Genomic DNA, 13992 nt, shown 5'->3' with positions numbered 1-13992 from the left:
ATTTATAGATATACACCTCGTATAACAATATTATAAACAGATGGCACGAAGTTTGTCGTATATAAATCAGAGATGAACTTAACTGTGGCGGTCTGATTTGAAAAGTGGTACGATTCTGATTTACGAACCTGATAGTGAACTCAGCAAAAGTCTTACTCTTGTTCTTGAAGATGATTTTATCATTATCACAGCTTCGGCGCTTGAGGAGGCGGTAAAAAATGCCATTGAGCATAAAGTAGATACTCTTATTCTTGATCTTAATCCGGATGAAATGAAGAATCGAGCACAACTCGATAAGATTCACAAAAAAAGTCCTAATACAAAAATCATCTTATTGTATGTATATACCGAATCAGTTGAAGAACCCGGACAAAGCATAAGAGATGCGGCAGATGCTGTGCTATACAAACCGTTAGAGATTAATCATTTTATAAACATAGTTCGAAGTGTTAATAATTAATAGGATTAATCATGCAATGAGAAGAATTATAATTGAAACAGACGAACATAATGCGTAAGTTTAATATCGAATAAATTTACTCCATAATTATTTAATTTAATTAATAATTTAGTATTAAAAGCCGGAAGCGTCAAAGATGAATACCGCTTCGTATCGTAATATATCAGTAACAGCGGCCATATTGCTGATTGTTCCACAGGTAATATTCGCCCAAGTTTACACCGGTAGATTTACGACTTCTATATATAGCTGGGAAAGACAGGATTCTCCCACAACTTCATCGGGTCATGTTCGAGTATATCAACGCTCATATTTGAAAGCGAATAATCTTGCTAATAAAAACCTTTCCTTAATAGCAAATTTAAGTTACTCAACGGACATTGTTACTGAATCTCAAAATGATCCTCGATTTAGGATAATCAGCGCTTACCTAAAATATAAATTTCTAAATTCAAATTATTTATATATCGGCAGACAAAGAGTTTACACTAATTCCGCTACTGCCGCTTTCGATGGAATTCGTTTAATTTATAAGAAAACAGCTAATTTGATTGTTGATGGATATTGGGGGACAAACATTCCAATTAACAGGGGATTTGATCTGCTTGATTTAAGGAGCAATCAAGTTTTAGGAATTAAAACATCGTATAACAATTTATTCGGTTTCGATGGCTCTCTTTCCTATTCCGATATCAGAAGAAAGCCCAATGATTATTCGGAACCGGGCGAATTCACTAATACATTTCTGAGGCGACAGGCAACTCAGGAGCGGTTTCTTGGCGCTGCTTTAAAAAGAAATATCAACGATAACTTTAGTATATATTCACGGATATTATTGAACTATGGCGCTCCTCTTATTGGTTCCGGAAAGGCAGGTTTTCGCAATTTCCAACGATTTGATCTTACAGCCAGGTATCGGCATAATAGGAATATTACGCTGACTGCCGAATATCTGATCAGAAGACCCCGGTTAAATGAAAATAGTATATTCTGGGTATTCAATCAAAAAACATTCAGCGAAACGGCAGGGCGAATATATTATCGAATCAATTCAAATTTATCGTTGTCCGGAGGATTATCCCTGCTCTCCTACAAAGAAACAGTCAAATTTGATAACTTGGATGACTCAAGTTTACGAATAAACGCGGGGCTTAATTGGAATAAAATATCTTTTTCGATTTCGAATAGAAGCGGCTATGCCGGAGAAAGTGTTTCAACTGCTTTATCATTTTCTACTCGGGTAAGAAATAAAGGTATTCTCCGTATCGGAGGAAATTATTCCATCTATAAAATAAATTCTGATGCAGAAAAAAATAACAATGCTGTTACGCTCTTTTTAGGCAGTACTCATAATTTTAATAAGACAGTTTCAGCAAACATTGATGTTCAATATTTATCACAGGAGATTAACAGTCAAAGAGATTTCTTCGGCTATTCTAAGGATATTCGTTTGTTTGCGAGGGTCAATTATAAGTTCAAAGCAGGAAGATATAGAAAGTGAAAGTCTTGAACTGCATTTCCATAGTGGCAATTGTCGCAATCTTCCTAATTGGAGATTATTCACCCGCTAAGGGATACGATAATCAGCAGGATCGCTCTAAAGTAATAATATTTTCGCATAAGTTTCATGCTGAAGAAGTAGGAACAGAATGTTTGGATTGTCATGTGAATGTCGAAAGTAGTATGACGGCAGAGAGTAATTTACTTCCTATAATGGCCCAGTGCTATACGTGTCATGATGAAGATGATACCGATTGTGAATATTGCCACGTTACGGAAGAATATGTGGAATTTATAAATCCACCAAGAGAGATAAAATTTAATCATTCATTACATCTGGAAGATAGCAATTTAGAATGTATCATATGCCATAAAGGAATTAACGAGGTTGACTATAGCGCTGCTGAGCAACTTCCGGAAATGACTCAATGTATGGAATGCCATAATGACGAAAGTGCGTCAAGCGAGTGCGCAATCTGTCATTCTGAAACGAATATTGCATTGCTAAAGCCTTCAACTCATTTAGCCGATTGGTCTCGCAGCCATGCGCTGGACGCAAGATTTAATACAAATGACTGTTCGATGTGCCATCAGGAGAGTTTTTGTCAGGATTGCCACGATGTTGACCAGCTTGTGCTGGTGGGTGGAGAATTATCAGATTCATATTCGCCGAATGAAACAACATCGGGTGGCTCTGTTGGGCAGGCGTTAAACAGAGTGCATCAGCTGGATTACAGATTTACCCACTCATTTGACGCAAAAGGTAAATTTTCGGATTGCGCCGTTTGCCATGAATCAAACGAGTTTTGCACCACGTGCCATAATCCGGAAGATGATGATCATCGGTTTGAGCCGGCTTGGCACGGCGGCGTGGATTGGGTATCGCTCAATGCGAGACACGGAGAAATGGCGAGAAGAGATATGGAACTTTGTGCGTCGTGCCATGATTTGGATGGAGAAGATCCTGTTTGTTTACAATGCCATATGGATATAACGTTTGGTCCTAATAACGACACTAAAACTCATGAACTCGGATTTATGAACGATGTGAAGGGAGAATGGCACTCCGATCAGAATTATTTATGTTATAACTGCCATACTGTTGGAACATTCAGCTCCGGTATAGGATTTTGCGGTTATTGTCACGGTGATATAGGAGATTGATTTAAATGACGGCAAAAGTTAGATTTCCTTATACTTTGATTCCCATAGTTTTATTATTGATTCAAACGGGGTGTAGTGAATTGAACGATGCGCCTCCTGAAGTAATTGCGGAAAACTTAACATACACTAACGACATGAAAGAGATATTTGACCAAAATTGCATATCCTGTCATTCCGGAACAACTCCACAGGCAAATTACGATATGGCTACATACGCGGGAGTTATTACAAAAGCCACCGCAGGCGATGCCTCGTCCACTTTGGTTCAAAAATCCATAGAAGGCGGCAGTATGAATGGTTTTTATAATTTAGATTTAGAAATTGATAAGGTCGTTCAGTGGGTAGTAGAAGACAACCTTGCTGAATAAGTAAGAATAGATAATTAACAAAGAAATATTTGTTGTCTGGAGCGATAAGGTGAAAATTAGAAACAGCATAAATATAATTATAATCGCACTTCTGGTGTTATTCACAGCGCAAATATCATCAGCCATCGATGGCGATGAAAAACAGCACAAATTTATAGGCGTTGCCAAGTGCAAAATGTGCCATAAAAAGGCAAAAAAAGGATTACAATTCGAAAAATGGCGAGGCAGCGCTCATTCAAAAGCTTATAAGCTACTTGGATCTCCTGAAGCAATGGAAGTCGCGAAGAAAAGAGGAGTGGAAAATCCACAGGAAGACCCTAAATGTCTCCGCTGCCATACAGCGGGTTATGATGCTCCAGCGGAATTGCGAGGGAAGAAATTCGATATTACAGAAGGTGTAGGATGTGAAGCGTGTCACGGCGCCGGCGGTGATTATTACAAATCAAAAGTAATGAAAGGGTTAAGAGCCGGCACTATAGAACCCGCAAGTGTAGGTCTTATAATACCTGATGAATCTACGTGCAAGAGGTGTCATAACTCCGATAGTCCAACTCCCAAAGAGTTTGTTTTCAAAGAAATGTGGGCGAAAATAGCTCATCCAATTCCGTAGATGACAAATCGTAGGAGTTGTATCAGTTATTTTTTGATAATATTATTTCTGATCTCGGTCAAAAGCGTTTTTTTACTTCCCGTTATAGCTAAAGCGCAGGAAACTATTGAGGATTCCGGATGTTTTGAATGCCACAGCGACATAGATAAATTAAGTGAATTGACTGACCAGTACTTCACCTTTCTCGTGCCCGGCGATTTTAAAGAAATTTCCATGCATAATGAGATGGGATGTACGGGTTGTCATGCGGATCCGGGCGGCTATCCTCATCCGGAAGCAATGGGAATGGTTCAATGCTCAGAATGTCATTCTACAGAATACAGTGATTACTTAAATAGTCCGCACGGCACACAATCTATTGCCTCGTTTGAATCAATTCCGAAATGCTCAGATTGCCATGCTCTACACCGGATGAGAAGTTCTTCAGATCCATTATCAAAAGTCCATAAAAGTAATGAATGGGCAACCTGCACAGAGTGCCATCAAACAGCAGCGATGGACAGCAATGATGATAGATCTCACAGAGAAACCAAACCTGAAAATGGTAACGTTTTTTTTACGAAAGGATTACATTCCGATAAAATTAGTAAAAGCGGGAATAACAATTCGCTTACCTGTAGCGAATGTCATGGTATTCATTCGTTAAGCGCTGAACTCGGCGCAGAATGGAAAGAGAATTATTCAACAGAAAATGATTTCTGCGGGGAATGCCATACAACTGAATTAATTTCGTTCAACAACAGCGTTCATTCAACGGCGTCAATCAGTTCAGTTATCGGAGATGTGAATTTAAAATGTTCTGATTGCCATATTGAGCATGAATACGCTGATATTAGTTTCGTTAGAAAAGAAGAATCTGATGCGCTTCTAACTGACAAATGTCTTGAATGCCATTCGCCTGTAGAGATTACAAGCCAATTTGCGCTGAATGCAAGAGGATATACGGAAAAAATCGAGTCATTTCACGGTATAAAAAGTTTGTACGGGAATCTTACTTTTCAAAATTGTTCATCATGCCACGGAATCCATGAAATCAACTCGTTCACAGAGGAGTCACCGGAAATAGTAGCAGTTAAAATATCTGAAAACTGCGGGCGTTGTCATCCCAACGCGTCATCGGATTTCACAACTTCTTTAGTTCACCTATCGGCAACAGGTGAAAGTGATAATGGAATTAATGTTGCTCGTATTGCTATGCTGATTTTGGTTTATGGAACAATGAGTATTATCTTGATAACGATATTTGGTGATATTTATAAGGCATATCGGAGAAAAAATAGATGAGCCGGAAGGAAATTAGAGAATATGTGAGATTTAAAAAATCAGTTGTTTTCCAGCATATGGCTCTTACGGTGTCCGTCATCGGATTAATGCTCAGCGGTTATGTGCTATACAGCATAAGAGTGAATCAGAATTCCGAATCATACTTTTTCTTCACAAACACTGTTGACTGGGGACAGATTCACGTAATTTCGGGAGTTATCTTAGGCATAACTTTATTCTGGCACCTATTCTATATTCTTTTCAGTATCTACGGCCATAATGATTTTATGCAGATGTTTTTAAAGCGAAGTGAATTCAAATCGATTATCAGGCTCGGACATCAAAAGGGATTAAAAGAAAAAAGCAGATTCGGGTTACAGGAAAAAGTCACCTATTGGGTGATCGGTACATATATAGTTTTGATGCTTGCTACAGGATTTTTGAGGCTTGCTCATCACTTTTCCATCAATTATCTTTCAAGGGAACTTTATGTTTGGATGTTGGAGTTTCATAGTTATAACGGCTTACTCGTAGGATTACTATTATTATCATGGCATTTATATTCGATTTTTTTAAAACCCGGCCGATTCCCCGGAACATTATCATGGTGGGACGGAAAAATATCAGAAAATGAAATGATAAGGCGTGAAAATTATGAGGAGCATCAAGACAAAAACTTCTCAGACGGTGAATGTGAGTTATAAATAAAATAATTTAATCAGAGCAATATAATATTTGTAAAAATTGGGGTGGCGACTTGAGTGAAAAATCTACTACGCGAAGAAGCTTTTTAAATATTCTATTGGGCGGCGGTTTTATCGCATGGACTGTATCAGTATTATATCCTGTAATCAGATTTCTTGTCCCACCCAAAATCGCCGAATCCACAGTTTCGTCCGTCAAAATAGGTAAATTACTCGACATTCCGCTCGATAGCGGACAGATATTTAAGTTCGGGCGAAAACCGGGAATATTGATACGCACGTCTGAGGGGGAGTTAAAAGCATTTCACGCTATCTGTACGCACCTTGATTGCATCGTTCAGTATCGGAGCGATATGGAAAGTATCTGGTGCGCGTGTCATAATGGAATTTACGATCTAAATGGAAAAAACGTTGGTGGTCCGCCGCCGTCACCACTTGATCCTTACGATGTGCGCATTAAAAACGGTGAAGTATTCGTTTCGAGGAAATCGTAATGGGAACAATTGACAGGGTCAAAGCGAATCTCTTTGAGTGGTTTGATGAACGGTTGGGAATCTCCGATTGGTTAGAGTTTTTTAAGAAGAAAACGGTTCCTGTCAGTGGTGAATTCTTGTGGTATTATTTTGGCGGCGTATCGTTATTTTTATTTATAATTCAGGTTTTAAGCGGAATTCTTTTGCTGATGTATTACAATGCTGATCCCGACCGAGCGTTCGAATCCATTAGATTTATTATGAGTAAAGTGGAATTTGGATGGCTCATTAGGTCTATTCACTCATGGTCGGCAAATCTTATGGTTTTAGCGATATTTATTCATATGTTCAGTGTTTTTTTCACGAGAGCGTATCGTCCGCCACGTGAAATGACATGGGTAACCGGGATGCTACTGCTATTACTTTCACTCGGATTCGGATTCTCTGGTTATCTGTTGCCGTGGAATGAACTCGCTTTTTTCGCAACAAAAGTCGGTACCGATATCGCCGGTTCGATTCCCTATGTAGGCAATGCTATGCTCAACTTATTACGTGGCGGAGAAGACGTCACCGGAGCGACGTTATCACGGTTCTTCGGACTGCACGTCGCCATATTGCCGTTACTGTTTTTTGTTCTGCTGTCTTTACATCTGTTTCTTGTTCAGGTGCAGGGAATGAGTATTCCTCTCGAATGGGAAAAAGGAGAAAAGGAAGGAAGACCTAAAGAAATGAAGCGCATGCCATTTTTCCCGAACTTCGCTTTGAGAGACCTTCTTTTATGGCTGATAGTTCTTAATGTGCTTGCGATTCTGGCTGTATATTTCCCCTGGGAACTTGGTATTAAGGCAGATCCATTTTCGTCTGCTCCCGCCGGAATAAAACCTGAGTGGTTTTTTATGTTTATGTTTGAAACGCTTAAAATAATACCTGCGCATTTTCTATTTATGGAGGGGGAAGTGTTTGGCATAATGATGTTCAATCTTGCGATTCTATTGTGGATTTTAGTTCCGTTTATTGACACCCGAGTACAAAGGGGCAGAAAAAACAGGAAACTAATTTTAGGAGCGAAATTCTGGGTATTTTATATGCTCTACATGACTTTTGTAGGTTATTTTGATAATCTTGCAATGGGTTTTTCTTCTCTGTTAAATTTCTTTGGATTATCTGCGGAAGGAGCAAGCGGAGTTTACAACTTTTTACTTGGTTTTGGAGGAATGCTACGCTGGTTGTCTATACTCGTAGCCGGCATCGCAGGCATAATTATTTTAGCATGGTTTATTTCTCTGATATACAAAAAGATATTGAAAAAACTCTTACATAAAAAAGGCGGTATTCCTACTGCCGTCGGTATACTGATGTTAGGAAGTAGTTTTCTGTTTCCGTCAACTGTTTCCGCACAGGGCAATTCCACAAGCGAGTGTGTAATTTGTCATTCTGATTTGGAAGACGAATATCTCGCTCCTGTAGAGGCATTTAAAAAAGATGTCCATGAGGAGGCTGGTTTAACGTGTGCCGATTGTCATGGCGGAAATCCTAACTCAGATGACGAAGATGAAGCTATGTGGGATGCTGATGATTGGTTTGGAGTTCCGGCAAAAGAAGAGATTCCCGAGTTTTGCGGTAAATGCCACAGTGATGCTGAATATATGAAAGTTTACAATGTATCTATACCGATTGACCAGGTAGAAAAATACAGTTTATCCGCTCACGGCAAAATGTTAATTGCAGGAGATGAAAACGTTGCCCAATGCAGTGACTGTCACTTTGCCCACGGTATTAGATCATCTTCAGATCCAAAATCTCCTGTTTACCCTAAAAATATAGCTGCTACCTGTGACCGTTGCCATGGAAATAGCACTCTGATGACTGCTTATGGATTACCATCAAATCAGTTTGAAGAATATAAAACGAGTGTCCACGGTATCGCTCTTTATGAAAAAGGTGATATGGGATCTCCTGTTTGCAACGATTGCCACGGTGATCATGGAGTGATTCCGCCGACAGTGACTGACGAATCACTTATTTGCAGTACATGTCACTTGAATAATTATGAGCTCTTTGAGAAAAGTCCTATGTCCATAGCCTTTCATGATATAGGGGAGCGGGGATGTGAAACTTGCCATGGGAATCACGCTATTGCCAAACCGAATGACGATATGCTTGGAGTGCATGAAGGCTCGATTTGTGCAGAATGTCACGAAGAAGATGACGATGGCGGTATAATATCTATTAAAATGCGGGATATGATTGTTGGACTAAAAGAGAAAATGGAAACCACGCGAGCTATTATACACGATGCCGAGCAAAAAGGCGTAGAAATTTCTGACGCACTTTTTAGTTTAAGCGAAGCCAGGCAATCATTGCTGCAATCCCGGACTCGAATTCATTCGTTCAATCTCGATTATGTCGAGGAAGAGATAAATAAAGGAACAAAGGCGGTCGGGGAGGCTGAAAAAATCGGTTTAGCCGCTTTAGACGAATTTAATTTCAGAAAGATGGGATTAGGTATCTCCACGCTGATTTTAACCGTATTGGCATTCTCTCTCTGGTTGAAAATCAAAGAAATAGACAAAAAGCAAAAATATTAAACAGTTTAAATAAATTATTCTTGACAAGCATAATTATTGCGCTTATCATATGACCTGCTTAACCTGCTATGAAACCGATACACCGGGTATAGGAGTGTTAAGAGGGGTCTAAAATTAAAAGCTGGAAGACCTAATTTAATATCAAACAAATGAGGAGAACGATGAGCAAAGTTTTAATGTTTGCAAGTATACTGATTATATCCCTCTTATTAGTTATTTCTTGCGGTAAAGGTAAAAAAGATATAGAAGAAATGGAAGCCGATGAGGTTTCTACATCAGAATCTACGCATGAAGAAGCAACCCTACCAGGAGCGGATGCCGCTGAACTATGGAAATATATTACAGAAACAAGTCCATATGGAGAATGGGACTTTTGGCCCGGCATAGAAGGACATGTAGCAGGTAATGCTCCTCATGGCGCCATAATCCGAACATACCTTAGCGGGCACGGAGCTCATAATGTCCAAGATCCGGAAAAGGGAACCTTTGAAAACGGTCAAATTATTGTCAAAGAAAATTTTATGCCTGATACAACTCTTGCCGCAATTACGGTAATGTATAAAGTAGAAGGCTTTAATCCTGATGCTGCCGACTGGTTTTGGGCGAAATATAAGCCTGACGGAACAGTTGATGCCGCGGGAATTCCGAAAGGCTGCGTCACCTGTCACGGTGCAAAAGCTGACAATGATTTTGTAATGATTGGAAGTTTAAAGTAATAGAATAAATATAATATGTTTTGGAAAGAGAGGGTTTATTTAACCCTCTCTTTTTGTTTGAAAGAAACAGATAAGGGAAGATTTTTATGGATCCGATGCTGAATGCGATTTTAGGAATAGCTTTTGTCGGACTGGCTTTTGCAGGGACGATATTAATGTATTGGCTCTGGGGATTTCCTTATGACCATAATAAATTTAAAAGCGAAGCGCCTATTTCTCTCCGCATCCTTCATCGGATCATCGGATATCTTTATATTGTAATATATCTGATTCTCATGTGGCAAATGGTGCCGCGTCTTTGGAATTACCAAATTGAGTTTCCTGCTCGAACAGTTATCCATTTAACGTTCGGAATCCTGATCGGCATCGTTCTCTTTCTGAAATTTATGGTTGTTAGGTTCTTTAAGCATTTAGAATCAAGATTCGCACCTTTTTTTGGGACACTCCTTATGATCTCGACAGTATTACTTGCCGGATTATCTGTTCCAATGGCTTTTAAAGAATATCAGCTGAGAAAAAGTGTCGTTGGAGGAGATGTATTCAGCGATAAAAATATAATAAGAATTGAGCGGCTTGTCTCTAACGCAGGGTTTTCTGATGAAGTACCGCTAAATAAATTATCCAAGAAAGAATTTCTTCTCAAGGGAAGAGCAGTTCTGCTTAATAAATGTGTTCAATGCCACGATTTGCGAACCGTACTTGTCAAACCCCGCACACCATCTGATTGGGTCAGAACTGTAAAAAGGATGTCCGAGAGGACTGTTGCTGAACCGATATATTTGGAAGAACAATGGTGGGTATCGGCTTATCTTATCGCACTATCTCCCGAGCTGCACAGAGGATTTAAGTCCAAACTAGAAGAAGATAAATCAATCGTTTCCTCAAGACAGGTAACTGCTATAACCGAGTTTGAAATGGATAAAATTTCTCTAACCGAAGCGGCGAGTGTTTATGAAATGAAGTGCTCAGCTTGTCATTTTTTAAGCAATGTTGAAAATAATCCGCCTACATCTGAAGAAGAAGTCAATTCCCTGGTCGATAGAATGATATTGAACGGTTTAACTGCGAATGAATATGATCTAAATCTAATACTGTTTTATCTATCGGAAACGTTTGCCAAATAAGTTTTTCTACCACCTGGAAACGCTAAAAACACATTAGAGTAGAAATGCTCGAAATGACCGAATAAACCGCTAAGTCATTATTTTTATTTAACTTTCTTGCTTTTTGGGACGATATTGGAGCTATATTGTGATGCGGGTCACATCATTAACCAAGAAGGAGAAGAAAAATGATATTTGAATACAAGGTAGATAGACAAGATTGGGAACAGGATGAAATCGTTGAATGGGTTAACGAATTGTTGGAGGACATAGCCGACTGTATTGTGGGTATTGATAACTCAGCCTATTATGGTTCTCCTGATGAAAAAAGTAATTCTATTGTGCGGGAAGATGGCAGTGTAGAATTTATTAAGGGTGATTCTTTTGTTGATGCAGAGGGAAATCTTATTTTAAAATATGATTGAACCCGGCTCAATCGAAAATAGGCTGAAGACTGCCTACTTCTTTATGTCAATCTATAATGATTTTATAATGGGTAATCCTGCTATACCCTGAAAATTTACTCTGGTTTGAACTACCGAACCATTTATGATGTCGTTAGTTGATATAACAAAATCAAAATCCGAAACTTCAGATATTGTGTAATGCACTTTTAAACTTGAAATCGTGATTCCAAAATCAGAAATATCTTTTATACCGTTGAAACTTTCAGATCCGCCACCAATTACGGATGGTGTACGCCAGTATTCGGATGCCTTGAGCGCAATGTAACTAACATCGTCACTCCAATCTTGTGCGGTTGGATTCAGTGCAGCTCCAGCGGTAAAACTATTAAAAAATATGGCAACAATAATTCCCGCAAATATTGCTAAACTCATTATAATTGTAAGATTATCTTGTTTCATTTTAGTCTCTCCCTAACAGTATTCTATATCTCTACAGCCTTATAATAACATTTATCAATGTTCAGAAATATGACGTATATCACAAATAGCACGAATTACACACTAAGATCGTTTATATAAATATCTGGTATGCTATTGATAAATATACACATAACATCATTATTCTGAATTAAATATTTTTATTCCTTACAAGATTCAATATGCTTATCATTAGACTTAGGCTTGTTATATAAATTTGTATAAATTAACTTAATAATAAGCAGTTAGATGTGATTATAATTAGATAGACCCCAAACTAAACCCTTTGAGGTGAAGATGAATGTTTATGTAAGTAATCTATCCCATGCTGATATTAGCGCCGATTTGAGAACTGCTTTTGAATCTCACGGAAAGGTGGCTTCCGTAACAATAATAACTGATGAATTCGACGGCAAAAAAAGAGGTTTTGGTATTATAGAAATGCCGGATGAAACTGAAGCCAGCGCCGCAATCAGAGCATTAAATGGAAGTGAAGTGGGTGGACATCTTCTCAAACTAAGTGACAGACGAAACGCCCCCAGGCGGTCCGGAGTTAGCAGACGAAATCCTGCAAAACGCACAAAACCGTCTGATCGGCGCAATGGTGATAGAAGGAAGTAATAATTATATTTTGATGAACTAAAATTGAAGCCGGGATGAAGAAATTTTCATTGCTATTCTTAATTGTAGTCGTGTCTTGCGGTAGAAGCAAATTGACACCCACATCCAGCGCTAAAGATTATCGTAAAAATTCTTCTCGTATGAACTTTTACTCTCAACTGTTGTATTCCATTCTTTTTTGGCAATACTTAAATTACACCATAAACATCCACGCTTAAACAGGAGATATCATAATGGAAAAAATTCACTCGCTCGTAGACCTCATGGTAATGGGAGTTGTACTAATCGCTGCAATTTTCTTATTAAGCCAAAATCTAATAGAGATGGATACGTTTATTGTATCGATGTCTATTATAGCAATAGGTGATATGATTGCCAGCGCCATCAAGAGGGTAGCCAGTATGGATGGGAAAGCTTCTTAATCTAAATAATATTTAGAAGCCATTCGCAAGTGTCACGCCGAATCTCTCCGATTTTATATCGGAGACCATGATTTGACGCCTAATAGCCCTGAAATCAGCCCTGTATTAGGAAGACTGTATATGGGTGTATTAATATTTATGTTAGGTGTGCTTCCAAATTAGCTGGAGGGAGAAGCAAAGGATAGTATGATACTTAACTAAACAATTACCATTGATTATGGTAATAAATTACTTTACGTTTTTATACCGGGTTAATTATCAACAAAAGGAAACTAAAGATGAAAAATATTAGATTTACTTTTCTGATCGTAATGTTGTTAGCTTCAGCTAGCGTGGTTAGCGCCGGAGATAAAACAATTGAAGGCGAACTGGTCGATATCAGCTGTTACGTACACGGTGCAAGCGGTTCAAAGCATCAAATGTGTGCAGTTACCTGTGCAAAGTTAGGGAAACCCGTCGGGATAGTTGCTAAAGACGGGAAAATATATACCTTGCAATTAGCATCGTCAGAGGTAGCCGAATATATGGCAAAAACTGTTAAAGTTACCGGTGAGATTCATGAAGCGTCACAATCGATTAAACCCCTTAATCTCGAAGTTCTGGATGGTAATAAGTGGGTAAAGATCGATGTTGCAAAATCTATGTAATTAGTCGTTTACCTAAGTAAATAATGGAATAAGCCGGGTTATTTACTCCGTTAGTCCAAATCCGTGAACAATATTCAAATCGAGCGACTTTATAGGACAAAGGGTTTTTAATAAGTAACATCCGGAAGCTGTTTTTAAGTTGATAATTAGCAGATGTTTTTGAGGTTAGGGGGGAGAGTAAGATATTTAATTCAAATCGGAATTTCCGCATTAAATTTATCTCTTGAATAAAGCTGCGCAAGTCAGTAAATTCAATTCAAGTTCATATTTATGTAAAATCGTTTTTGTTAGACGTCTTTTTAGCGAGGATATTTGAGCGGTTTAATAATGAGGAAATATTGTATGAGTGCCGAGGGCGGGAATCGAACCCGCACGCTCTTGCGAGCGGGGGATTTTGAATCCCCTGCGTCTACCTATTTCACCACCTCGGCGTCGGATATGAATTTAGAAGTTTGTGGTATAATGTCAA

General features: G+C 38.7%; 16 protein-coding genes and 1 tRNA gene. 15 read left to right on the top strand and 2 right to left on the bottom strand.

The genetic code is table 11. The features are described from left to right. Window positions 1-97 precede the first annotated feature (97 nt). From IIB39_08315 to IIB39_08260, 12 genes are all read left to right on the top strand, one after another. Window positions 98-460, top strand: coding sequence for a response regulator transcription factor (locus IIB39_08315; protein ID MCH8928702.1), 363 nt, complete (start codon window positions 98-100; stop codon window positions 458-460). Window positions 461-596: 136 nt separating this feature from the next. Then, window positions 597-1961: a hypothetical protein gene (locus IIB39_08310; protein MCH8928701.1), complete on the top strand. Its 1365-nt coding sequence runs from the start codon at window positions 597-599 to the stop codon at window positions 1959-1961. Continuing rightward, window positions 1958-3124, top strand: a complete 1167-nt coding sequence (locus tag IIB39_08305) for a hypothetical protein (GenBank protein MCH8928700.1) — start codon at window positions 1958-1960, stop codon at window positions 3122-3124. Before IIB39_08310 ends, IIB39_08305 begins: the two co-directional genes overlap by 4 nt. A gap of 5 nt (window positions 3125-3129) precedes the next feature. Beyond that, a complete protein-coding gene (locus IIB39_08300) occupies window positions 3130-3492 on the top strand; it encodes a hypothetical protein (protein ID MCH8928699.1) in 363 nt (120 codons plus the stop codon). 175 nt (window positions 3493-3667) lie between these two features. Next, complete coding sequence (locus tag IIB39_08295; GenBank protein ID MCH8928698.1) at window positions 3668-4102, top strand: cytochrome C554; 435 nt, start codon at window positions 3668-3670, stop codon at window positions 4100-4102. A 33-nt stretch (window positions 4103-4135) separates the two neighbouring features. Then, the gene (locus tag IIB39_08290) at window positions 4136-5386 is read left to right on the top strand and encodes a hypothetical protein (GenBank protein MCH8928697.1); all 1251 of its coding nucleotides are present in this window, start codon (window positions 4136-4138) and stop codon (window positions 5384-5386) included. Continuing rightward, complete coding sequence (locus IIB39_08285; GenBank protein MCH8928696.1) at window positions 5383-6069, top strand: cytochrome b/b6 domain-containing protein; 687 nt, start codon at window positions 5383-5385, stop codon at window positions 6067-6069. Before IIB39_08290 ends, IIB39_08285 begins: the two co-directional genes overlap by 4 nt. Window positions 6070-6122: 53 nt before the next feature. Further along, window positions 6123-6563: a Rieske 2Fe-2S domain-containing protein gene (locus IIB39_08280; GenBank protein ID MCH8928695.1), complete on the top strand. Its 441-nt coding sequence runs from the start codon at window positions 6123-6125 to the stop codon at window positions 6561-6563. Continuing rightward, window positions 6563-9130, top strand: a complete 2568-nt coding sequence (locus IIB39_08275; GenBank protein ID MCH8928694.1) for a cytochrome b N-terminal domain-containing protein — start codon at window positions 6563-6565, stop codon at window positions 9128-9130. Before IIB39_08280 ends, IIB39_08275 begins: the two co-directional genes overlap by 1 nt. A gap of 161 nt (window positions 9131-9291) precedes the next feature. Then, window positions 9292-9846, top strand: coding sequence for a cytochrome P460 family protein (locus tag IIB39_08270; protein MCH8928693.1), 555 nt, complete (start codon window positions 9292-9294; stop codon window positions 9844-9846). Window positions 9847-9932: 86 nt separating this feature from the next. Continuing rightward, on the top strand, window positions 9933-10970 hold the full coding sequence (locus IIB39_08265) for a hypothetical protein (protein ID MCH8928692.1): 1038 nt from the start codon (window positions 9933-9935) through the stop codon (window positions 10968-10970). Between the two features lie 167 nt (window positions 10971-11137). Continuing rightward, the gene (locus IIB39_08260; protein ID MCH8928691.1) at window positions 11138-11374 is read left to right on the top strand and encodes a hypothetical protein; all 237 of its coding nucleotides are present in this window, start codon (window positions 11138-11140) and stop codon (window positions 11372-11374) included. A gap of 51 nt (window positions 11375-11425) precedes the next feature. Here the strand turns inward: IIB39_08260 and IIB39_08255 are convergent, their stop codons facing one another. Beyond that, entirely contained in the window at window positions 11426-11815 is a 390-nt protein-coding gene (locus IIB39_08255) for a hypothetical protein (GenBank protein ID MCH8928690.1), read from the bottom strand. 315 nt (window positions 11816-12130) lie between these two features. On the opposite strand from IIB39_08255, the gene IIB39_08250 reads away from it, so the two are divergent. The 3 genes from IIB39_08250 to IIB39_08240 all read left to right on the top strand — a co-directional run bounded on the left by IIB39_08250 (window position 12131) and on the right by IIB39_08240 (window position 13523). Then, window positions 12131-12454, top strand: a complete 324-nt coding sequence (locus IIB39_08250) for an RNA-binding protein (GenBank protein ID MCH8928689.1) — start codon at window positions 12131-12133, stop codon at window positions 12452-12454. Window positions 12455-12687: 233 nt separating this feature from the next. Then, entirely contained in the window at window positions 12688-12876 is a 189-nt protein-coding gene (locus tag IIB39_08245; protein ID MCH8928688.1) for a hypothetical protein, read from the top strand. Window positions 12877-13154: 278 nt separating this feature from the next. Then, a complete protein-coding gene (locus tag IIB39_08240; GenBank protein MCH8928687.1) occupies window positions 13155-13523 on the top strand; it encodes a hypothetical protein in 369 nt (122 codons plus the stop codon). 347 nt (window positions 13524-13870) lie between these two features. Here IIB39_08240 and IIB39_08235 read toward each other — a convergent pair. Next, window positions 13871-13954 (bottom strand) — tRNA-Leu (locus IIB39_08235). Window positions 13955-13992 lie beyond the last annotated feature (38 nt).

Source organism: Candidatus Neomarinimicrobiota bacterium (assembly GCA_022573815.1).
GTDB lineage: Bacteria > Fidelibacterota > SORT01 > SORT01 > SORT01 > JACZTG01.
This window is presented reverse-complemented; position numbering and strand designations above follow the sequence as displayed.

Coding starts and splice junctions, on each gene's coding strand:
- IIB39_08270 (MCH8928693.1), top strand. CDS start 9,292: ATGAGCAAAGTTTTAATGTTTGCAAGTATACTGATTATATCCCTCTTA.
- IIB39_08260 (MCH8928691.1), top strand. CDS start 11,138: ATGATATTTGAATACAAGGTAGATAGACAAGATTGGGAACAGGATGAA.
- IIB39_08265 (MCH8928692.1), top strand. CDS start 9,933: ATGGATCCGATGCTGAATGCGATTTTAGGAATAGCTTTTGTCGGACTG.
- IIB39_08255 (MCH8928690.1), bottom strand. CDS start 11,815: ATGAAACAAGATAATCTTACAATTATAATGAGTTTAGCAATATTTGCG.
- IIB39_08285 (MCH8928696.1), top strand. CDS start 5,383: ATGAGCCGGAAGGAAATTAGAGAATATGTGAGATTTAAAAAATCAGTT.
- IIB39_08310 (MCH8928701.1), top strand. CDS start 597: ATGAATACCGCTTCGTATCGTAATATATCAGTAACAGCGGCCATATTG.
- IIB39_08300 (MCH8928699.1), top strand. CDS start 3,130: ATGACGGCAAAAGTTAGATTTCCTTATACTTTGATTCCCATAGTTTTA.
- IIB39_08250 (MCH8928689.1), top strand. CDS start 12,131: ATGAATGTTTATGTAAGTAATCTATCCCATGCTGATATTAGCGCCGAT.
- IIB39_08275 (MCH8928694.1), top strand. CDS start 6,563: ATGGGAACAATTGACAGGGTCAAAGCGAATCTCTTTGAGTGGTTTGAT.
- IIB39_08240 (MCH8928687.1), top strand. CDS start 13,155: ATGAAAAATATTAGATTTACTTTTCTGATCGTAATGTTGTTAGCTTCA.
- IIB39_08245 (MCH8928688.1), top strand. CDS start 12,688: ATGGAAAAAATTCACTCGCTCGTAGACCTCATGGTAATGGGAGTTGTA.
- IIB39_08295 (MCH8928698.1), top strand. CDS start 3,668: ATGTGCCATAAAAAGGCAAAAAAAGGATTACAATTCGAAAAATGGCGA.